The sequence below is a fragment of the Nocardiopsis sp. ATB16-24 genome (assembly GCF_030271535.1).
GTDB lineage: Bacteria > Actinomycetota > Actinomycetes > Streptosporangiales > Streptosporangiaceae > Nocardiopsis.
Genome location: NZ_JASCXJ010000024.1, coordinates 1 through 19821, shown reverse-complemented (window position 1 = coordinate 19821; position 19821 = coordinate 1). Strand labels below are relative to the sequence as shown.

Annotated in this window: 18 protein-coding genes; 12 read left to right on the top strand and 6 right to left on the bottom strand. The window is 68.6% G+C overall.

What is annotated here, in order from left to right:
• Positions 1 to 77 precede the first annotated feature (77 nt).
• From PFX91_RS20745 to PFX91_RS20710, 8 genes are all read left to right on the top strand, one after another.
• Entirely contained in the window at positions 78 to 491 is a 414-nt protein-coding gene (locus PFX91_RS20745; RefSeq protein WP_285734393.1) for an ectoine synthase, read from the top strand.
• A gap of 555 nt (positions 492 to 1046) precedes the next feature.
• Positions 1047 to 1904 carry an ectoine/hydroxyectoine ABC transporter substrate-binding protein EhuB gene (gene ehuB / locus PFX91_RS20740; protein WP_285734518.1) on the top strand — a complete coding sequence of 286 codons (858 nt, stop codon included), beginning with the start codon at positions 1047 to 1049 and terminating at the stop codon, positions 1902 to 1904.
• A gap of 7 nt (positions 1905 to 1911) precedes the next feature.
• A complete protein-coding gene (gene ehuC, locus PFX91_RS20735; protein ID WP_285734391.1) occupies positions 1912 to 2637 on the top strand; it encodes an ectoine/hydroxyectoine ABC transporter permease subunit EhuC in 726 nt (241 codons plus the stop codon).
• A gap of 2 nt (positions 2638 to 2639) precedes the next feature.
• Positions 2640 to 3278: an ectoine/hydroxyectoine ABC transporter permease subunit EhuD gene (gene ehuD, locus PFX91_RS20730; RefSeq protein ID WP_285734389.1), complete on the top strand. Its 639-nt coding sequence runs from the start codon at positions 2640 to 2642 to the stop codon at positions 3276 to 3278.
• Complete coding sequence (gene ehuA, locus PFX91_RS20725) at positions 3265 to 4098, top strand: ectoine/hydroxyectoine ABC transporter ATP-binding protein EhuA (RefSeq protein ID WP_285734387.1); 834 nt, start codon at positions 3265 to 3267, stop codon at positions 4096 to 4098. Before ehuD ends, ehuA begins: the two co-directional genes overlap by 14 nt.
• A 160-nt stretch (positions 4099 to 4258) precedes the next feature.
• A complete protein-coding gene (locus PFX91_RS20720) occupies positions 4259 to 5191 on the top strand; it encodes a CPBP family intramembrane glutamic endopeptidase (RefSeq protein ID WP_285734385.1) in 933 nt (310 codons plus the stop codon).
• A 116-nt stretch (positions 5192 to 5307) separates the two neighbouring features.
• The gene (locus PFX91_RS20715) at positions 5308 to 5751 is read left to right on the top strand and encodes an SRPBCC family protein (protein ID WP_285734383.1); all 444 of its coding nucleotides are present in this window, start codon (positions 5308 to 5310) and stop codon (positions 5749 to 5751) included.
• 272 nt (positions 5752 to 6023) lie between these two features.
• Positions 6024 to 6719 carry a M50 family metallopeptidase gene (locus PFX91_RS20710; protein WP_285734516.1) on the top strand — a complete coding sequence of 232 codons (696 nt, stop codon included), beginning with the start codon at positions 6024 to 6026 and terminating at the stop codon, positions 6717 to 6719.
• A 71-nt stretch (positions 6720 to 6790) separates the two neighbouring features.
• Here the strand turns inward: PFX91_RS20710 and PFX91_RS20705 are convergent, their stop codons facing one another.
• From PFX91_RS20705 to PFX91_RS20695, 3 genes are all read right to left on the bottom strand, one after another.
• The gene (locus PFX91_RS20705; protein ID WP_285734514.1) at positions 6791 to 7144 is read right to left on the bottom strand and encodes an STAS domain-containing protein; all 354 of its coding nucleotides are present in this window, start codon (positions 7142 to 7144) and stop codon (positions 6791 to 6793) included.
• Positions 7145 to 7704: 560 nt separating this feature from the next.
• A complete protein-coding gene (locus tag PFX91_RS20700) occupies positions 7705 to 10035 on the bottom strand; it encodes a hypothetical protein (RefSeq protein ID WP_285734381.1) in 2331 nt (776 codons plus the stop codon).
• 105 nt (positions 10036 to 10140) lie between these two features.
• The gene (locus PFX91_RS20695; protein ID WP_285734380.1) at positions 10141 to 11235 is read right to left on the bottom strand and encodes a CaiB/BaiF CoA transferase family protein; all 1095 of its coding nucleotides are present in this window, start codon (positions 11233 to 11235) and stop codon (positions 10141 to 10143) included.
• A 115-nt stretch (positions 11236 to 11350) separates the two neighbouring features.
• On the opposite strand from PFX91_RS20695, the gene rsmA reads away from it, so the two are divergent.
• Positions 11351 to 12235 (top strand): 16S rRNA (adenine(1518)-N(6)/adenine(1519)-N(6))-dimethyltransferase RsmA, encoded by an 885-nt coding sequence (rsmA, locus tag PFX91_RS20690; RefSeq protein ID WP_285734378.1) that lies wholly within the window; start codon positions 11351 to 11353, stop codon positions 12233 to 12235.
• A gap of 70 nt (positions 12236 to 12305) precedes the next feature.
• Here the strand turns inward: rsmA and PFX91_RS20685 are convergent, their stop codons facing one another.
• Both PFX91_RS20685 and PFX91_RS20680 read right to left on the bottom strand, forming a co-directional pair.
• Entirely contained in the window at positions 12306 to 12530 is a 225-nt protein-coding gene (locus PFX91_RS20685) for a hypothetical protein (protein WP_285734376.1), read from the bottom strand.
• Entirely contained in the window at positions 12517 to 13899 is a 1383-nt protein-coding gene (locus PFX91_RS20680; RefSeq protein ID WP_285734374.1) for a PspC domain-containing protein, read from the bottom strand. Before PFX91_RS20680 ends, PFX91_RS20685 begins: the two co-directional genes overlap by 14 nt.
• A gap of 213 nt (positions 13900 to 14112) precedes the next feature.
• Between PFX91_RS20680 and PFX91_RS20675 the strand changes: the two genes are divergently transcribed.
• Both PFX91_RS20675 and PFX91_RS20670 read left to right on the top strand, forming a co-directional pair.
• Positions 14113 to 15315, top strand: coding sequence for an ATP-binding protein (locus PFX91_RS20675; protein WP_285734372.1), 1203 nt, complete (start codon positions 14113 to 14115; stop codon positions 15313 to 15315).
• A gap of 116 nt (positions 15316 to 15431) precedes the next feature.
• Positions 15432 to 16103, top strand: a complete 672-nt coding sequence (locus PFX91_RS20670) for a response regulator (RefSeq protein ID WP_285734370.1) — start codon at positions 15432 to 15434, stop codon at positions 16101 to 16103.
• A gap of 10 nt (positions 16104 to 16113) precedes the next feature.
• Here the strand turns inward: PFX91_RS20670 and PFX91_RS20665 are convergent, their stop codons facing one another.
• Positions 16114 to 17043: a nucleoside hydrolase gene (locus tag PFX91_RS20665; protein ID WP_285734513.1), complete on the bottom strand. Its 930-nt coding sequence runs from the start codon at positions 17041 to 17043 to the stop codon at positions 16114 to 16116.
• A gap of 139 nt (positions 17044 to 17182) precedes the next feature.
• Here PFX91_RS20665 and pcrA point away from each other — a divergent pair, with 139 nt between their 5' ends.
• Positions 17183 to 19522 (top strand): DNA helicase PcrA, encoded by a 2340-nt coding sequence (pcrA, locus tag PFX91_RS20660; RefSeq protein ID WP_285734368.1) that lies wholly within the window; start codon positions 17183 to 17185, stop codon positions 19520 to 19522.
• The last annotated feature ends 299 nt before the right edge of the window (positions 19523 to 19821 follow it).

The window sequence follows — 19821 nt, the reverse complement described above, 5'->3', positions numbered from 1 at the left end:
GGATCCCTTCGGGGGCCGTCCGGCCCCGCCCCGTGTCACCATCACAGGAGCGCCTCAGGGCGCGTAAGGAGAGACCATTGATCGTTCGCAGCCTGGACGAGGTCAACGACACCGACGCCGACATCAAGACGCCGACCTGGCGCAGCCGCAGGGTCATTCTCGCGAAGGAGAAGGTGGGCTTCTCCTTCCACGAGACCGTCCTGTACGCGGGCACGGAGACCACCATGTGGTACGCCAACCACATCGAGCTCGTGCACTGCATCGAGGGCGAGGCCGAGCTGACCAATGAGGAGACGGGGGAGAAGCACATCATCACCCCGGGCACCCTCTACCTGCTCGACGGCCACGAGAGGCACACCGTCCGCCCGAAGACGGACTTCCGGGTGTTGTGCGTGTTCAACCCGCCCGTCACCGGCCGCGAGGTCCACGACGAGAACGGCGTCTACCCGCTCATCGTCGAGGACGAGGAGTCCACGGGCTCTCCGGCCTAGAGGCCGCGCGGCGGAGCGGATCCTCAGGGCCACGGCCCGGACGGCGTCCTTGCCAGGGCTCCGTGGTGGCACACCCTTTTGATGAAGGGGTCGCCACCGCGGAGCCCTTCGTGTTCGCCACCCGTCGTGCGGGACACGGCCGTCGCGAAGGGACGGCTCGGTGCGGTCGGTGATTTCCCGAGGGCACGCCGTGACCTTTCACGGCGGCGTCCCAGTGTGACGGGATACTGAACTCAGGGTCACAAGCCACAGGTAACACGCCTGAGCAGGCCAAAGGACCGATCACTCAAGAGCTGCACGTGCATAACCAGTGCATAACGGACCAAACGTGTCTCGTTACTGCGGAGTGTGCCAGGGGAGGGAGACCCCCGTACCAGGCCGCCGTTCCCTGACCCGGCGGTGGCCACGGCCGCGGCCTCGCGCCGCGGCCCGCCCACACCAGGCGCCCCATCCATCCGAATCTCGCGAGTCTTTCGAGGAGCAGTCGTGAAGAAACAGGTACCAGCAGCACGCCGTGGAACCTGGGGCCGCCGAGACGCCTTCCGCCTGGGGGGCGTGGGACTGGCCACCATCGGCCTCGCGGCCTGTAGCCGTGTCGACGGCGGAGGCGGCGGAGGTGACGGCGAGGCGAGCGGCTCGACCCTGGATCGCCTGCGCGAACAGGGGTTCGTGGCCGTGGGTCTGGCCAACGAGATCCCCTTCGGCTTCGTGGACGGCCAAGGCAACCCCGCCGGGCAGTCCCCGGCCGTGGCCCAGGCCGTCTTCGAGGAGCTCGGCGTTCCCGAGATCCAGGCCTCCTCCGTGAGTTGGGACGGCCTCATCCCGGGTCTCAACGCCAACAGGTTCGACGTCATCGCCGCCGGTGTGTTCATCACCCCCGAGCGCTGTGAGCAGGTCGCCTTCAGCGAGCCCACCGCGACCTCGCCCGAGGCCTTCCTCGTCGCCGAGGGCAACCCGCACGACATCCAGCACTTCACGGACTTCGTCGACAACCCCGACATCAAACTCGCCGTGCTCAACGCCTCCGTCGAGCAGAACTACGCCGAGTACTTCGAGGTCCCGAACGACCAGCTGGAGTTGATCCCGGACCAGACCACCGGCTACGAGCTGCTGGAGGCGGGCCGTGTGGACGCGATCTCCATGCTGAACGTGTCCCACCAGTTCCTCCTCCAGGAGCGCGGCGGTGACTTCGAGGTCACCGAGCCCTTCTACCCCGAGATCGACGGCAAGGAGGAGAAGGGCTGGGGCGGCCTGTGCGTCCGTCAGCAGGACACCGAACTGCTGGACGAGATCAACCGGGTGATCGCCGAGTTCAAGGAGAGCGGACGCCTCCTGGAACTGGGTGAGGAGTGGGGCTTCACCGAGGCCGACCTGCCCGACGAGAAGACCACAGCCGAACTCTGCGAGGGATGAGCCCGCAGTGGACTTCCTGATCCAGCGACTGCCGCTCTACCTCGACGGCGCGTGGGTCACCATCCAGCTCACCATCGGCGGAAGCGCCCTGGCCTTCGTCCTGGCCATGGTCTTCGGGATCATGGGAACGATTCGGCACTGGTTGCCCCGGGCCATCGCCACGGTCTACGTGGAGGTGTTCCGGGGCATCGCCGCCCTGGTGCTGATGTTCTGGATGGCGTTCGCCCTACCGCAGCTGACCGGCTACCAACTGGACGACAGATTCGCCGCGATCATCGCCCTGGGCCTCAACGTGGGGGCCTACGGCGCCGAGGTCGTGCGGTCGTCCATCAACGCCGTACCCAAGGAACAGGTCGAGGCGACCGTCGCACTGAACTTCTCCTGGTTCCAGCGGCTCCGTCTCGTGGTACTGCCCCAGGCGTGGGCGCAGATGCTGCCCACGTTCGGCAACCTCGTCATCGAACTGATGAAGGCGACCGCGGTCGCCTACCTCATCGGCGTGGCCGACCTGACGGCGGTCGCCCAGCAGATGCGCCAGGCCACGGGTGAGACGGTGATCGCCTTCATCGGAGCCTTCATCCTCTACTACCTGATCGCGCAGGTGCTGATCCTCGGTATGCGGTTGCTCGAACGCCGCGCCAACCGGAAGCTGGGCCGGGTTCCGCCCGGCGGCACCGGTCTGCTGGCCCTCCTACGTCCTCCGGCGGTCAACACCAAGGCGGGGGTGGCCTAGTCATGTTCTGGGACTTCCAGTGGACCTTCGAGGTCCTGCCGGACCTGTTGAGGGGCCTGGGCGTGACCATCCAGGTCACCGTGGTCGGTTACCTGATCGCGCTGATCCTGGGGCTGTTGATCGCCATCGTCCGTCGGATCCCGATCTTCGGTTCCGTCCTGCACGCCGTCATGGAGTTCATCCGGACGACTCCGCTGATCATCCAACTGGTGTTCGTCTTCCTCCTGGCCCCCTCCACCGTCTCGGGACTGACGGTGGGGATCATCGTCATCGGTGTGCACTACTCGGCCTACACCGCGGAGGTGTACCGTTCGGGCATCGAGGGCGTGGCCAAGGGGCAGTGGGAGGCGGCACGGGCGCTGAGCCTTCCGGGGCGTCGCACCTGGGGCGCCATCGTGCTGCCCCAGGCCATCCGCAAGGTCATCCCCGCACTGGGCAACTACCTCATCGCGATGTTCAAGGACACCCCTCTTCTCCTGGCGATCGGTGTGACCGAACTGCTCACCGAGGCCCAACGCGTTGGTAGCGCGAGTTTCCGCATCGTGGAGGCCTACACCGCGGTGGGACTGCTGTTCCTGCTGGTGAGTGTTCCCTCCGCCATCCTCATCCGACGACTGGAGCGACGCTATGCCGCCGTCTGATATCCCGGCCACCGAGGGACCTCAGGGCGTCGGGGACGGGTCCAAGGATCAGCCCCTGATCGTCTTCGACCAGGTGGTGAAGCGCTTCGGCGACCTCACCGTGCTCGACCACCTCGACTTCTCCGTCGCCCCGGGGGAGCGGGTCACCCTCATCGGTCCCAGTGGTTCGGGCAAGACCACCATCCTGCGTCTGCTGATGACCTTGGAGAAGGTCACCGAGGGCTGTATCTGGGTGGGTGGTGAGCCTTACAGCCACATGCGGCGGGGCGGACACCTGACCCCGGCCGGCGAGGGCTACCTGCGTGAGCGCCGTAAGCGTGTGGGCATGGTCTTCCAGCAGTTCAACCTGTTCCCGAACATGACCGTTCGCCAGAACATCATCGAGGCGCCGGTGCACGTGCTGGGCACCTCCAAGGCCGAGGCCAACGCCCGTGCGGTGGAGCTGCTGGACATGGTCGGTCTCGGCGACAAGATCGACGCCCACCCCACCCAGCTCTCGGGTGGTCAACAGCAGCGTGTGGCGATCGCTCGCGCACTGGCCATGCAACCGGAGATCCTGCTGCTGGACGAGGTCACCTCGGCCCTGGACCCGGAGCTGGTGGCCGGTGTCCTGGACGTACTGCGCGAGATCGCCGAGACCACGGACATCACCATGCTGTGCGTGACCCATGAGATGGGCTTCGCCCGCGACGTGTCGCACCGGGTGCTCATGTTCGACCAGGGGCAGATCGCCGAGGAGGGGACGCCGGAACAGATCTTCGGTGAGCCGAAGGAGGAACGGACCAAGTCCTTCCTGCGCTCGGTCCTGGACAACGAGTGACGACCGTCACCGTTCCACACCCGCCGGGGCCGCCCTCTCGGGCGGCCCCGGCGCTTGTGGGGGCACCCAGGTGAATGACGACATACCGTAGTCGTTAGATAGCTCTTAGTATTACCTTGGGCAGAATGAGAGTTCCGAGACAAGGGGGACTCTTGTGACCATGGTGCGAAGATGGGGGCTCACTCTGTGGGTGTTGTCCGCCGTCCTGCTCTTCATGGTGTCGATGCTCACACACCCCGTGCTGCGCACAGACGTCTTGAGGGACGCGGGGATTCTCCTCCTGCTCGCCTGGGCGCCGATGCTGATGGGCGGTGTCCTGACGTGGATCCTGGTCAGGAGCTTCGGCGACCGCGACAGGTTGGATCGTCGGCTGACCCAGGCGATGGAGGGGCACCCCATCAGACGCGAACTGGCCTGGCTCATCCTGTTCCTGGTCTGCTTCGTGCTGGCGGTGGCGCTGTTGGCGTTGTTCTTCCGCTCCTACGGCGCCCAGATGGGAGCCGCCGACCTGGCCATGGCCGCCTCACTGGTGGCCAGACTGCTGTTCCTGTTCACTCTGCCGTTGCTGGTCATGGACCGCTCGGGGATCACGGTGGAGGGCAAGGGGACGGCCATGCCCACGATCGCCCTGAAGGTGTCCGAGCCCTGGCGGTGGCTCGGGCTGGTGCCCATCGCGCTCTCCCTGGGCCTGATCGGTTATCTGATCATCCCGTACACCGGACTCCCGACCCTGTCCTTTCCCCTGGTGGGCTTCCTGCTCGCCTTCATCGTCATCGCCGTGTGCGAGGAGATCTTCTACCGCGGCATGGTGCAGTCCCGCATGGAGATGCTCACGGGTCGCTGGGGCGGGATCGTGTCGACCTCGCTGCTCTTCGCTCTGACCTACGCGGTCATCCAGCCCTATGACGCCGTCGCCCAGCTGCCGGGGGACGATCTGGTGTACAACCTCGGCCTCGCTCTTTTGACCTACGGTACGTCCGGTCTGTTCTACGGCTATCTCTGGACGTGTTTTCGCAACACCTGGCTCCAGGTGTCCATGCGTGTCGGTGTGTTCGTGGTCCTCATGCCCCCCGACCTACAGGTGGGTCTTTGACGCTCGCCGGGTGGAAGGGGATCCGGCACCCCCGTACCCGAGAGCGGGAGGGCGGATGGCGCCCACCCGGCCGGGAGGGGTGCGAAGGAGGCGTCGGCCGGTGACATGATGCGGACATGGCCAAGCACAGGGTTTCGCGGAGCGTCGTCGTGAACGCCTCCGCCGAGCGGATCTTCGACATCATCGCGACACCGACCCGGCACCCGGAGTTCGACGGGTCGGGCACGGTACTCGCCGGCCTCTCCGGTCCGCGACGACTGGAGATGGGCAGCGAGTTCGGCATGGACATGAGGATGTTCGGTGTCGGTTACCGGATGACCAATCGCGTGGTCGAATACGAGGAGGGCCGCCTCATCGCCTGGCGGCACGTCGGTCCGCACCGCTGGCGGTACGAACTGGAGGAACTGCCGGAAGGCGGTACCAGGGTCACCGAGACCTTCGACTACTCTCGGGCCCTTCCCGCCTTCTACGTTCTCATGGGGATGCCCGCCAGGAACGCGCGCGGCATCGAGGCGACCCTGGTACGACTCAAGAAGGTGGCGGAGGCCTCCGAGGGCTGAGGACGGGGCGGGCACTCGTCCGAGGCTCCGCCGAGGGGGCGGGCTCCACGGGCGACGCCCGGCGGGGAGAGCGCCGTGGGGCGGGCACCGGCCCCCCTGGCCTCCCCCGGTCCGTGGCCTCCGTCTCCAGCGAGGATGTGGGAGGTGCCCACATGCCCTAAAGTTCGGCAAGGACCCCGGAATCGCGCGTTTCCCGGAAATCGTGACGCGAAGACCGCAGGGTCGCGCACAGTCCGGTCGAACCAGGGTCAGGGGCGGTAGTGGGAACCACGTTGGGCGATGTCTGGCGGGAAGTGCTGTCGGTGCAACCCGAGCCGGAGAGGTGGATCGTCATCGCCACTGCGGTCCTGGCACTGGCCTCGGTGGTGCTCAACCCGCCGTGGCGAGTGGCGCGCAACGTCGTCACCATCGCCCACGAAGGCGGACACGCACTGGTCGCACTGCTCAGCGGTCGTCAGCTCACCGGCATCCGGCTGCACTCCGACACCTCGGGCGTCACCGTCTCCCGAGGCAGGTCCACCGGTATCGGGATGATCCTGACCGTCTTCTCGGGCTACGTCGCCCCGTCGGTCATCGGTCTCCTGGGCATCCTGATGTTGATGTCGGACCGCATCACCGCGCTGTTGTGGCTGAGCATCGTCGTGCTCGCCGCCATGCTGTTGATGATCCGCAACATCTACGGCGTGGTGTCGATCGTGGTGACCGGAGCGATCGTGTTCGGGGTCAGTTGGTTCACCCCGTCGGAGGTCCAGGCGGCCTTCGCCTACCTGTTCACCTGGTTCCTGCTCTTCGCGGGCGTACGACCCGTCTTCGAACTCCAGTCCCAACGCCGTCGCAGCCCCTCGCCGCACTCCGACGCCGACCAACTGGCACGGCTCACCGGTGTCCCGGGAACCCTGTGGGTCGGCGTCTTCCTGCTGGTCAACATCTCGGTGACCGCGCTGGGCGTGTGGCTGTTGCTCTTCTGAGCACTCCGGAGCGGCCCTGTGCGGGTACGGACTCGGGAGAAGGGCGTCCCCCCGGGGACACGTGGGGACGTTCAGGCCGGGTGAGGCGCGGAGAGCGCCTCGGAGACCGTCTCGAAGACGGGGATGCGCGTGTCGAGCGAGGTGACCCGAAGGGTCTGTAGGACCCGATGAGGAGGCGAGGCGATCGCCATGAGGGCCTTCTGCTCCTTGGCCGCCTTGTGGGCGCGGATCAGTACGCGCAGGCCGCTGGAGTCGATGAACCGCAGGTCGGAGCAGTCCAGGACCACGCGTCCGAGCGGCTGGGTGGTGAGGGCCTCGATCACCGCCTCCTGGAAGCGCTGTTCGGTGGCCATGTCGATCTCACCGTCCAACGTCAGGACCCGGCCGGCCTCGTGCAGGGTGGAGGAGATGGTCAGATCGGGCATGGCGACTCCGGCGTACTCGGGACGCGCCCGACAGGTCGGCGCGGCAGACCGCGCACCGCTCCAGGAGCGTGTGCCGGCCAGTGCGTTCTTCGCGTTACCGCGGTGGCCAAGCTGATGGTTCATCGATGTCCTTGTGTGGTGCCTCGGCTGGGATGGAACGCCCTTCTCGCCTGAATTGTCGAAAACTTCGCGAAGAGTCCGGCTATCCAGGCAACGTGCCGACCGGGGTCGAAGTTCCTGGAGGTACCGCGCCCGCCGCGGTGACAAGGAAGGCGGGTGGTGCGTCGGCGGATGTGTTGCTTCGGGCCGCCCTCGGTCGTCGCAACTGCAAACCCGTCCGCGTGGGCGGGCATTCCCCCGCCTGAGATCCGAAGCGATGCCGTCGGAGCCGTTCGCGTGCTCCCGTACGGGTCCGTCCGGCGCCCGTCAGGAGGTCGGACGCCTCCTGGAGAGGCCGCCCAGCCACGGACTTTACCATAGCGTCGTGGCCGATTCGTAACTTGAGTGACGCAAGGTCGTGCTCGCGCGGTTTGCTCTGCCTGTGCTCACTGAGGTGAGGATCACATGGGCTGAGCGTTCTCGGCGGGTTCGGCGCCGACTGTCCGGTCCCCGTCCTGGCGTTGTAGCGCCCACACGCACGCCGACAACGTCAGTGGCACCGCCACGGTCAGCGCGATCGCCGGAATCGCCACCCCCGAGTCGTTGGCCGCGAAACCCACCAGCGCGGTCACCAGGGAACCGGTCAGACCGGCTCGCAGCGTCGGCGCGTACTCGTAGGCGCCCTGCAAGGCGCCGAACCGCCAGTGGATCGGACGATGCAGCAGCAGGAACAGGAACACCAGCGCGCACGCGGCCAGCAGCGTCAGTTGCCAGTTGCCGAGTGTGCCCAACATCGCACTGAGCTTACGGGCCACCACCGCCCCCGCCTCGCCGTTGAGCACCTGCCCGGCGAACGCCCCGAAGTGACTGCGCTCCTGAGCCGGCTTCAGATAGTCCAGCCACGACAACAGGGCGATGGCCGCCACCGCGGACACCCCCACCACCGTCAGACGGGGCAGGGTCACGCGTATCCCCGCGATCATCATCGTGGTCACCGCCAACCCCGGGATCAACGCGATCACCCCGCCGAAATCGGTGCCCAGGCCCGGCCAACCCACGATCAGCACCGAGGCGGACCCGATGACCAGTGTCGTGACCACGGCGGCACCGCGCCTGCCCCGGGAGACCAGCTCGTGGGAGATCCCGGTCACGGTCATCAGCATGCCGGTGGCGAACGTCGCGAACGCGATGTTGCCGATCCCGTAGAACCGGCCGGCCACGATCGGCGAGTAGCCCGTGGGCGAGTTCATCTGCAAGTTCGCGCCGAAGCACAGATCGAGGAAGAGCACCACGGTGGTCGCGCCCGCCACCACCGTCATCGGACCCAGGATGGTGTTGCGCCACGGACCCACCATGGCCAACGCCACCACCACGGCGTCCGCGACCAGGACACACGCCAGCAGCGCCAGCGGCGGTACCGAGGAGGTCCACCACGGGATGAGGTTGGCCAGATAGCTGGCCACGGGGAAGGCCGCGGCGGCGAGCGCCACGATCCGCGTCACCGACAGCACCCGTGCCCGTTTGCCGCGCTGTCGGTGGGAGTAGCGGTGCAGGGCGAGGGCCGCCGCCGCGTAGATGAGCAGCTGGAAGGCGACCAGCCCACTGAAGAACCCCGGGATGGCGGCCCCCACCACGATCGCCGCGGTGTTGAACTCCACCAGCCGTGCCACGGCCTGCTCGGTCTGGGGAGGCCGGGCTGTCAGGTGCCAGGGCCGACCGCTGGTCGGCTCGATCGCCTGTAGCCCCAGCTCGGTCAACAGGGTCGGGGTGGTGTCGGTGAGCACGACCAGACCGGCACGGCGGGTCGACTCCGAGGCCAAGAACGAGCCGTCCCCGACGAAGCCGTCCTCGTCGATACGGCCGGACAGGGCCACCGTGAGCTGTGAGGGGCCGGTGTCCATGGAGACACCGACGATCATCATGGTCGAGCCGACCGGGAGCACGCCCTCAAGGACACGCAACCGTTCGTCCAGCGTGGTGAGCGCGTTGTCCCGCTCCCACTCGGGGACGTCGTCGGGGTCCGGTTCGGGCGGGTCCTCGGAGTCGTCCTCCTCCGTCACCTCCTCGTCCTCCTCACCACTGGTGAGGGAGTCCGGGTAGACGGGATAGAGCCGGGTGAGCTCGGGCAGTTCCACCGCCGCCAGGGAGACGTTCTCCAGCCGACCGGTGGTCAGATTACGGACCCCGTCCACGTAGTGGTCCACGTGTCCGGAGGTGTCGGCCACTCCCAGAGCGGCGCCGTGTCCGACCGCCAGCGTGGTCCCGCCCGCCTCGCGCACCGTCTGCCCGAGCAGGCCCACGGGCGCGCCGAAGACGGAGCGCTCGTTCTGACGGATGTGGGCCCCGAACCCGGGAACGACCGCGCCCGATCCGCTTCGTTCGGGTTCCGGTGCCGCCTCGCACACCGTGAAGCGTTCCCGCTGGGACAAGGCGCGTTCGCCGGCCGACACCGAGAGCCAGCCGTCGGTGGGGCAGGTGCGTGAGGTGGCGCTCCGGATCGACACGTTGCCGATCGAGCCCTTGTCGGCCATCTCCCACAAGGTCGGTGTCTTCTCGGGGGTGACGTCCTCCCACAACAGGCCCGGGACCCCCACGAGCACCACGGGCGCGCCATCGCGATCGACGCCCCCCGCTCCCGCGCGGTCGGGACGGGCGGGGTCGGAGGCGACGGGATCCGGAACGGCGGTGGCGGCCACGGCGGGCACCGCGGAAGCCTGCGTCGCCGCGGACAGCAGCAGGGCGCACAGGAGCACGCCCCAGCGCGCCCCCGCTGACACGAGCCGTCGTGGCATGGCGGACCCCCCGTCGCGCACTCGCCGGACTGATCGCTCACCCTAGCCATTTCCCGTGTTCCATAGGGGGATTCGCCCTTCCAGGCGTGTGCGGGAGCGGAGGGTTCAGGAGGTGACGCCCCACTCCCTGAGGACCTCGTCGGTGTCGGGCCGTCCACGACCTCGGGTCACCCCGCCCGGAGTGCGACCGAAGCGCGGTGCGGGCCCCGGGACCACCCGGCCGCCCTGGCGTACCAGCGAACCACGGGCACGCACGTGCGGATGGTCGGGGGCCTCCTCCAGCGACAGGACGGGCGTCACACAGGCGTCGACACCGTCGAACACCTCGCCCCACTCGTCCCGGGTGCGGGTACGCATGGCCTCGGCGAAGCGCTCACGCAGGCGGGGCCAGCCCGACCTGTCCCACTGGTCGGGCAGGTCCTCCCCGGCCAGGCCGACCCCCTCCAGGAACGCGGCGTAGAACCGGGGCTCGATACAGCCGACCGAGACGTACCGCCCGTCGGCGCACTCGTACACGTCGTACCAGGGCGCACCCGTGTCCAGGTAGTTGGTGCCGCGTTCGTCGCTCCAGGAGCCGCGCGCGCGATCCTCGTGCACCATCGACATCAACAGGGCGCTGCCGTCCACCATCGCGGCGTCCACGACCTGGCCCCGGCCGGAGGTCTGGCGCTCGACCAGAGCGCTGAGGACACCGGTGACCGCGAACATGGTGCCCCCGGCGAAGTCACCGAGGAGGTTGATCGGGGGGACCGGGGGGCCGCCCGCGCGGCCGATGGCGTGCAGGGCGCCGTTGACGGAGATGTAGTTCACGTCGTGTCCCGCGGTGTGGGCGGACGGGCCGTCCTGTCCCCAGCCGGTGATCCGTGCGTAGACCAGGCGTGGGTTGAGCTCCAGGCACGTGTCGGGACCCAACCCCAGACGCTCCATGACCCCTGGACGGAAGCCCTCCAGGAGGACGTCGGCGCGTGAGACCAGGTCCAGGGCCAGCGCGCGCCCCTCGTCGGACTTCAGGTCCGCGGGCAGAACGGTGCGCCCCTCGCTCATGTGCGGACCGGCGCCACCGGCGCTCATCGCGTCGGCGGCGGCGGGACGGTCGAGGCGGATGACGCTCGCACCCAGGTCGGCGAGGAGCATTCCGGCCATCGGGGTCGGGCCGAGCCCGGTGAACTCGACGACGCGGATTCCGTTGAGGGGTCCCATGAGGTGGTCTCCAAAGGGGCGGGATGGTGGTGCGGACTGTGGGGACGATAAACCAGAACGTCGTTCTGTTCATTGTCCCCGGCCACGAACCACCACTCACGGCAGCCGGCAAGATGTGGGGGTGACACAGACACCCGAACCCGACGACCGCTCCCGCCTGCTCACCCCCGCCGACGTGCGGGCCCTCGCCGAGCGGTTCGGGATCCGGCCCACCAAGACCCTGGGCCAGAACTTCGTCATCGACCACGGCACGGTCCGCCGTGTGGTCAGGGTCGCGGGGGTCACCGACGAGGACGTCGTGTTGGAGGTCGGTCCGGGACTGGGCTCGCTCACCCTGGCCCTCCTCCCGCACGTACGCCACGTGACCGCCGTCGAGGTGGACCCGGCACTGGCCGCCGCGCTCCCGGGCACCGTCGCCGACCACGCCCCCGACCTCGCCGACCGCCTCACGGTCGTCCTCGGCGACGCCATGCGCATCACGGACGTGCCCGGGCCCGAACCCACGGCGATGGTGGCCAACCTGCCCTACAACGTCTCCGTGCCGGTACTGCTGCACCTCCTGGAGCTACTGCCCGGTCTTCGACGCGTCCTGGTCATGGTGCAGTCCGAGGTCGCCGACCGGATCACCGCCTCTCCCGGCGGGCGTGTCTACGGAGTGCCCTCGGCCAAGATCGCCTGGTACGCACGGGCCCGCCGTGCGGGTGCGGTCGGCCGGAACGTGTTCTGGCCCGCGCCCAACGTCGACTCCGGACTGGTCGAGCTCATCCGCCGTCCCCCGCCCGCCACGAAGGCCGACCGGACGGAGGTCTTCGGGGTGATCGACGCCGCCTTCGCCCAGCGTCGCAAGACCCTGCGCGCCGCCCTGGCCGGGTGGGCGGGTTCCGCGCCCGCCGCCGAGGCCGCCCTGCGCGCGGCGGGAGTCGACCCCGGCGCGCGTGGGGAGTCGTTGGACGTGCGGGCCTTCGCCGCCATCGCCGAGCACCGCCCCCCACAGGACTGAGGGGTCCACGAACGTCGGGGGCGCCCGCCGTCACGGCGGACGCCCCCGAAGGACGTGTGATCCGCGGTCCTCAGTCCCCGGGGTCGATCCGAGGATCCGAACGCACACGGTTCCTTCCGGGACGGGTGAGCGCACGCGCCACACCGGCCGCACCCAGGCCCGCGGCCAACACCGGAAGCACCCACAACACGTTGAACTCCCAGTCACCCGCTCCACGCACGACGAACGCGACGGCCAGGCCGAGGAACAGCAGCCCCGCGATCAGCGAACCCCAGTCGGTCCTACGCTCCGCCATGTCGTACCTCCACAACCCCGACCAGAGAGTCGGTGCGTACGTTGATCACCGGGGGATCGGCCACATCGCCCCCCACGGGTTCATGGACCTCCTCGTAGAGCAGGGAGAGGCCGGCCATGCCGTCCTCGGCACCGGAGCCCTCGAAGGTCACCACACCCAGGCCCACCCGTGACTCGACCGCCACACGCGCCTCCTCGGGAAGAACCAGCTCCGTGACGCCCGCGTCGACCCGTAGCGACACGTCCACGGTCTCCCCCGAGGCCAGGTCCTCCAGTCCTGTCAGGTCCACGGTCCCCGAACCGATCGTCAAAAGATGTTCGCCCTCCGCCTCCGCGACCGTGGCGGGCCGCCACGTCTCGCCCCCGATCCGTACCTGCGTCAGGTCCACCGCGGAAGCGAGCACCAGCACCAGCGCGGTGCACAGTCCCAGTGACATCAGTCCTCGCGGGTTGCCCGTCCAGGTACCGACCACCGAGTACAGACCGACCACGGCCAGAGCCCCGGCCAGGAAGAACACCCCGGTTTCGGGCCCGAACAGCAGCGCGACCGTCTGCATGCTCCACAGAGAGGACGACCACCCGAAGGACGCCACGCCGAACACCACGGCCCCCGCCACGATCGTCCACGACGCGAGCGAGGCCAGCGGTGCGCCCCTGCGGCAGGCCGCGTCCCGCTTCGGGGACACGTGGTCCCCCGGGTCTTCCTCGTCGTCCCCCTCCTGGGGAGCCCTTCCCTCGAACCCCTCGGAGGAGCGCTCCGAGATCACCGCCAGGTCCACCGGACCGTGCGGCGACGACGCCCACGGCTGGGCCGGGTTGTAGTAGGCGGGCGCGGGCTCCGGAGACGGCGTCGTGGGGGGCGGTTCCTTCGACCTCAGGTCCTCCCGCAGTCGCACGAACGCCGCCCGTAGATCGACCCCGCGGCTGCGCGCCGTGAGCAGCCCCAGAACCAGCGGTACCGCCAACACCAACGTCGACCACTGCAACCCGCCGACCAGGCTGAACGCCGTCGCGGCGGCCAGGCCGACCGCGAGGAGCGTGGGCACGGCACGGGGCGGGATGCGCCGATCCAGCATCTGCTCGAACGTCGCCGGACCACCCTGGGGATCGCGCATCAGCATCCACGCCGCGATGTAGAGGATCAGCCCCGTCGCCCCGGCGAACGCCGTCAGCACGAACGCGGCCCGCCACACCACCGGGTCGATTCCCGTGTACCGCCCCAGTCCGGCGCACACGCCGGCGAGCACGCGGTCCTCGTCCCCCTTGCGCAGTTCACGCTCGGTCCTGTCCGGTCCGGTCCTCGACGCGCCGGAGGCGGGGGAGGCGCCGCCTCCCGATCCTTCGGGCCTTGGGTCGTCAGTCATGGTCACTCACCGCACTCTCACATGACCCATGGTCGCCCGGAACCGCCCGCCATCACATCCGGGACGACCCTGAACGCACCCTGACCGGGACCGGGGCACGGCCAGGGGCGCGCCCCCGATGTCCGCACACCTTCGATACGGGCATCCTGGACACCAGGAGACCCTACGAAGCGGTGCGCGGTGCATCCCCGCCGCACGGACGAAAGCGGTGATCGGGCGGTGACCACAACGGCCACGGACACTCCGCGGCTCACCCGCGCGGTGGACGGCAGGCTCCTCGGCGGCGTCGCCGCCGGACTGGCCCGGCACCTGGGGGTCGACCCGGTGGTCGTCCGTCTGGCGTTCATGGCCCTGTCGGTGGGCGGTATCGGCGTCGCCGTCTACGTCGCCCTGTACTTCTTCGTCCCCGTGGACCCCGAGGAACAGGAGGAGGCCCCCGAGAAGGACGGCCGGCGCAAAGGACGCGACCTGTCCCAGGTCATCGCCTACGTCGGACTCGCCGCGGGGCTCGGCTTCCTGTTCCTGCTCTTCGGCGGCGTCTTCGACCCACTGCTGTGGTTCGTGGTCTTCGGCACCCTCGGCGGCGTCATCCTCTGGCAACAGGCCAACCCCACCCAGCGCGACGAGTGGATGACGTCCACGGTCGGTGGAGCGGGGGCCAAGGGCCTCCTTCGCGCGAGCGCGGGGGTACTGCTCGTCGTGGTGGGCGTCATCGGCTTCCTCATCTTCCAGGAACAGCTCCAGAACGCCCGGGCCGGACTCACCTTCGCCTTCACCGTGCTCGCGGGCATCTCGCTCATCGCGGCACCGTGGATCATCGGGCTGGTCCGTGAACGGGACCAGGAACGCCGCGAACGCATCCGCAACGCCGAGCGCGCCGAACTCGCCGCGCACATCCACGACTCGGTCCTGCACACTCTCACCCTCATCCAGCGCCGTGCCGACGACCCCCGGGAGGTGCAGCGCCTGGCACGTGTCCAGGAGCGGGCACTGCGCAGCTGGCTCTACCAGCGGCCCGCCGACGCCGACACCACGGTCTCCCCCGCGCTCGAACGTGTCGCCGCCGAGGTGGAGGAGGAGCACGGAGTCCCCATCGAGGTCGTGTGCGTGGGCGACTGTCCGATGGACGACGGACTGGCCGCCATGCTCCGCGCCGCGCGGGAGGCCATGGTCAACGCCTCCAAGTACGCCGGTACCGAGGACATCTCCGTGTTCGGAGAGGTCGACCAGGAGGAGGTCCTGGTGTTCGTCCGCGACCGCGGCACCGGCTTCGACATGGACGACATCCCCGAGGACCGTATGGGTGTGCGCGGCTCCATCCTCGGCCGCATGGAGCGCCACGGGGGTTCGGCGCGCATCCGTACCGGTCCCGGCGAGGGCACCGAGGTACAGCTGCGCATGCCGCGGATCCTGGAGGCCTGAGGGGCCACGACGGGGGTGCGAGGCTCACCCGGGAGGCGGGAACACCGTCCCCCACGGTGATCGGAACCCGACCCGAGACTGGTCCGACCTTCTCGGAGGTGGGTAGAGTCCACGATGTGGGAGACGAGAACACGACCTTCAGCGACGGTGACGCGGTCCCCCGCGTCGTGATCGTGGACGACCATCGGCTGTTCCGCAGTGGTGTGCGCGGTGAGTTGGGCGATGCCGTGAACGTCGTCGGCGAGGCCGGTGACGTCGACAGCGCCGTGCACGTGATCGGGGAGTGCCAACCCGATCTGGTCCTGTTGGACGTGCACCTGCCTGGCGGGGGCGGCGTGGAGGTACTGCGTCGGGTCCTGGCCCGACACCCCCGGATCCGCTTCCTGGCGCTGTCGGTCTCCGACGCCGCCGAGGACGTCATCGGGGTGGTGCGCGGCGGCGCCCGCGGTTATGTCACCAAGACGATCTCCGGCAAGGAGCTGGCCGACGCCATCGTGCGGGTGGCCGACGGCGACGCGGTGTTCTCCCCGCGCCTGGCCGGGTTCGTGCTGGACGCGTTCTCCGCCACCGACGCACCGCCCGTGGACCCCGAGCTCGACCGGCTCACCCAGCGCGAGCGCGAGGTCCTGCGGCACATCGCGCGGGGCTACGCCTACAAGGAGGTGGCCAAGGAGTTGTTCATCTCCGTCAAGACCGTGGAGACCCACGTCTCCTCGGTCCTGCGCAAGCTCCAGCTGTCGAACCGTCACGAGCTGAGCCGCTGGGCCACCGCTCGCAGGCTCGTCTGAGGCGGACTCCTCAGCGCAGCGAGTCGAGCATCCGCCCGAGGAACGCGTCCTCCTCCACCCGGGTGACCACGCGCACGGGCCTGCGGTCCTGGGCCTTGGGAAGCGGACGCAGGTCGGCCACGGTCATCCCCCGGGTGAGCGACCCGGCCAACTCCACACGCAGTGGCGTCTGGAAGGACTCGGTCACCAGGTCCGGGTCCACCAGCACGGCCGCCGCCAACGGGTCGTGCATCGCGCACTGACGAACGCCGAAGATCCCCGAGTAGAAGTCCGCGTAGAAGTCCAGGAACGAGGACGTGAGTTCGGCCCGCCTGCCGGGAACGGTCTTCAACTCCTCCAGCCACTCGGTGGTCGCCACCGTCTTCATGGTGATGTCCAGCGCCACCAGATCCAGGTCGAAACCGGCCGCGAACACGGCCTCCGCCGCCTCGGGGTCGTTGCGGATGTTCGCCTCGGCGTGTGAGGAGACGTTGCCCGCCACGCGCACGGCCCCGCCCATCACCACCAGGCGCCGTACCAGTCTCGGCAACTCCGGCTCCAGCCCCAGGGCGATCGCCAGGTTCGTCAGCGGGCCCACCGCCAGCACGTCGACCTCGCCGGGACTCTCGCGGACCAGTCGCACCAGCAGTTCGGCGGCGGTCTCCGCCACCGGTTTGCCCGCGGGCTCGGGCAGCTCCACACCCCCGAGTCCGTTGTCCCCGTGCACGTGGGCGGCCAGGCTCGGCGGCTGCACCAGCGGACGGGAGGCGCCCACCGCCACCGGGACGTCCGCGCGGCCGTACAGCTCCAGCAGCCGCAGCGCGTTGTCCGCCGTCACGTCCACGCTGTTGTTGCCGAACACCGCACCCACACCGATGATCTCCACCTCCGGCCGTGCGGCCAGATAGGCGAGCGCGACGGCGTCGTCGATCCCCGGATCACAGTCGACGAACACACGCATGGTCAAGAGAACTCCCCCCGGAACACGAGACGGCCCCAAGGGGCCCGTACCGAAACAGGGTAGGGCGTGTTCGGCCACCGACCACACCGTCCGTGGACCAGGGACGGGGACGTCACCGGGCAGTCGTAACCTGGATGCCGTGTCCTCCCAAGAGCAGCTTCTCGAAGGTCTGAACGGTCCCCAGCGCGCCGCCGTCACCCACAGCGGCGGTCCGCTCCTGATCGTGGCGGGTGCCGGGTCCGGAAAGACCCGTGTCCTCACCCAGCGCATCGCCTACCTCATGGCCGAGCGCGGTGTGCGCCCCGGTGAGATCCTCGCCATCACCTTCACCAACAAGGCCGCCGCCGAGATGCGCGAACGCATCCAGGCACTGCTGGGCGTACGCGCCGCCAACAGCGTGTGGACCATGACCTTCCACTCGGCCTGTGTGCGGATCCTTCGCAGGGAGGCCTCACGGCTCGACTATCCGAGCAGCTTCACCATCTACGACTCCGCCGACTCCGCGCGTCTGATGCAGCTGGTGTGCAAGGAGATGGACCTGGACCCCAAGCGGTTCCCGCCCAAGGCCTTCTCCGCCCAGGTGTCCAACCTCAAGAACGAACTGGTCGACTACGACACGTTCGCCGGACAGGCGCAGAACGAGCAGGAGAAGACGCTCGCCGAGGCCTACCGGCTCTACCAGCACCGCCTGCACGAGGCGGGCGCCATGGACTTCGACGACCTCATCATGGTCACCGTCAACCTGTTCCAGATGTTCCCGGACGTCGCCGAGTACTACCGGCGCCGGTTCCGGCACGTCATGGTCGACGAGTACCAGGACACCAACCACGCCCAGTACGTGTTCGTCCGTGAGCTGGTGGGCGTGGCCGAGGACTCCGACACCAGCGTGGTGCCGCCCGCCGAGCTGTGCGTGGTCGGTGACGCCGACCAGTCCATCTACGCCTTCCGCGGCGCCACGATCCGCAACATCCTCGAATTCGAGCGCGACTTCCCCGACGCGCGCACCATCCTGTTGGAGCAGAACTACCGCTCCACCCAGACCATCCTGTCCGCGGCCAACGCGGTCATCGACCGGAACGAGGGACGCCCGGCCAAGAACCTGTGGTCGGAGCAGGGCGAGGGGCCGGCCATTATCGGTTACGTCGCCGACAACGAGCACGACGAGGCCGCGTTCGTCGTCGGGGAGATCGACCGACTCACCGACGACGGGACGATCACCCCCGGCCAGGTCGCGGTGTTCTACCGGACCAACGCCCAGTCCCGGGTGTTCGAGGACGTGTTCATCCGGACCGGCCTGCCCTACAAGATCGTGGGCGGGGTGCGCTTCTACGAACGCAAGGAGATCCGCGACATCCTCGCCTATCTCCGGGTGCTGGCCAACCCCGAGGACACCGTCAGCATGCGGCGCGTCCTCAACGTTCCCAAGCGCGGGATCGGGGCGCGTGCCGAGGAGGCCGTGGAGCTCTTCGCGGCGCGGGAACGGATCTCGTTCTCCCAGGCGCTGCGTCGGGTGGACGAGATCCCCGGGATGGCCGCCCGGTCGGTCAAGGCGGTCCGCAACTTCACCGCGTTGTTGGACGAGCTGGCGGAGACGGTCCCGGAGGGCACGCCCGCCGAGATCGTCGAGGCGGTGTTGAGCAAGACCGGTTACCTGTCCGAACTCGCCGAATCCAAGGATCTCCAGGACGAGAGTCGGGTGGAGAACCTGGAGGAGTTCGTCGACGTGGCCAGGGAGTTCGAGCACACCTTCGCCGTGCTCCTGGCGGAGGAACCCGACGAGGAGGACGACGTCGAGGGCGTGGTCGACCCCGGCCCGCCCACGCTGGTCGACTTCCTGGAACGGATCTCCTTGGTGGCGGACACCGACCAGATCCCCGACGTGGACGACGACGGCGGAGTGGTCACGCTGATGACCCTGCACGCCGCCAAGGGGCTGGAGTTCCCCGCGGTGTTCCTGACCGGGCTGGAGGACGGGGTGTTCCCCCACACCCGCACGCTCGGCGACAAGGCACAGCTGGAGGAGGAGCGCCGTCTGGCCTATGTGGGACTGACCCGGGCACAGAGGCTGCTGTACGTGAGCCGTGCCGCGGTGCGCAGCGCCTGGGGCAGTCCCTCCTACAACCCCGCGTCACGTTTCCTGGACGAGATCCCCTCACACCTGGTGGAGTGGCGACGTGCCGAGTCCACCCTCGCCGCTCCTCCCAGCCGGAGTATCGGCGGCCGGGGGACCGGTGGCTTCGCCGGAGGCGGGGGTTTCGGGAGCACCTTCGGTGGTGGAGAGCGTTCGGGGAGGAGGAAGCCGGCCAAGGAGGCTCCGAGTCTGAGCGTGGGCGACCTCGTCAACCACGACTCCTTCGGGATGGGACGCGTACGGTTGGTGGAGGGCAGTGGGGACAAGACCAAGGCCCGCATCGACTTCGGAGCGGACATCGGGGAGAAGGACTTCCTGGTCAAGTACGCACCGATCGAGAAGCTCTGAGCGTCCCTTCGCCGGATGTGCCACGGTCTGTCTCTTTTGGGAGAGACACGACACAGGCAAGGTTCGGCAAACATGTCCTGAGGAGTCGAGGAACAGGGGTAGTCTTGGGGAAGACCGAGCGAGACGGACGCGTGCACTCGCGGACGTGCCGGTCCACTTCTGATCTTCCTCTGACCGGTTCGAGCAGTGTCGTGGACCGGTAGGCTTCGGAAGAACCCAACGGGCTTCACCCCGATCAAGGACACCGGAACCGCTGATTTGGCGGGCAACGGAACCCCTGATAAAGTGAAGACACAACA

Excerpts from the sequence above, each read along its gene's own strand:
- PFX91_RS20720 (WP_285734385.1), top strand. The coding sequence starts at position 4,259 with ATGGTGCGAAGATGGGGGCTCACTCTGTGGGTGTTGTCCGCCGTCCTG.
- PFX91_RS20685 (WP_285734376.1), bottom strand. The coding sequence starts at position 12,530 with ATGGCGGAGCGTAGGACCGACTGGGGTTCGCTGATCGCGGGGCTGCTG.
- PFX91_RS20705 (WP_285734514.1), bottom strand. The coding sequence starts at position 7,144 with ATGCCCGATCTGACCATCTCCTCCACCCTGCACGAGGCCGGCCGGGTC.
- PFX91_RS20715 (WP_285734383.1), top strand. The coding sequence starts at position 5,308 with ATGGCCAAGCACAGGGTTTCGCGGAGCGTCGTCGTGAACGCCTCCGCC.
- PFX91_RS20695 (WP_285734380.1), bottom strand. The coding sequence starts at position 11,235 with ATGGGACCCCTCAACGGAATCCGCGTCGTCGAGTTCACCGGGCTCGGC.
- ehuA (WP_285734387.1), top strand. The coding sequence starts at position 3,265 with ATGCCGCCGTCTGATATCCCGGCCACCGAGGGACCTCAGGGCGTCGGG.
- PFX91_RS20700 (WP_285734381.1), bottom strand. The coding sequence starts at position 10,035 with ATGCCACGACGGCTCGTGTCAGCGGGGGCGCGCTGGGGCGTGCTCCTG.
- ehuD (WP_285734389.1), top strand. The coding sequence starts at position 2,640 with ATGTTCTGGGACTTCCAGTGGACCTTCGAGGTCCTGCCGGACCTGTTG.
- PFX91_RS20665 (WP_285734513.1), bottom strand. The coding sequence starts at position 17,043 with ATGCGTGTGTTCGTCGACTGTGATCCGGGGATCGACGACGCCGTCGCG.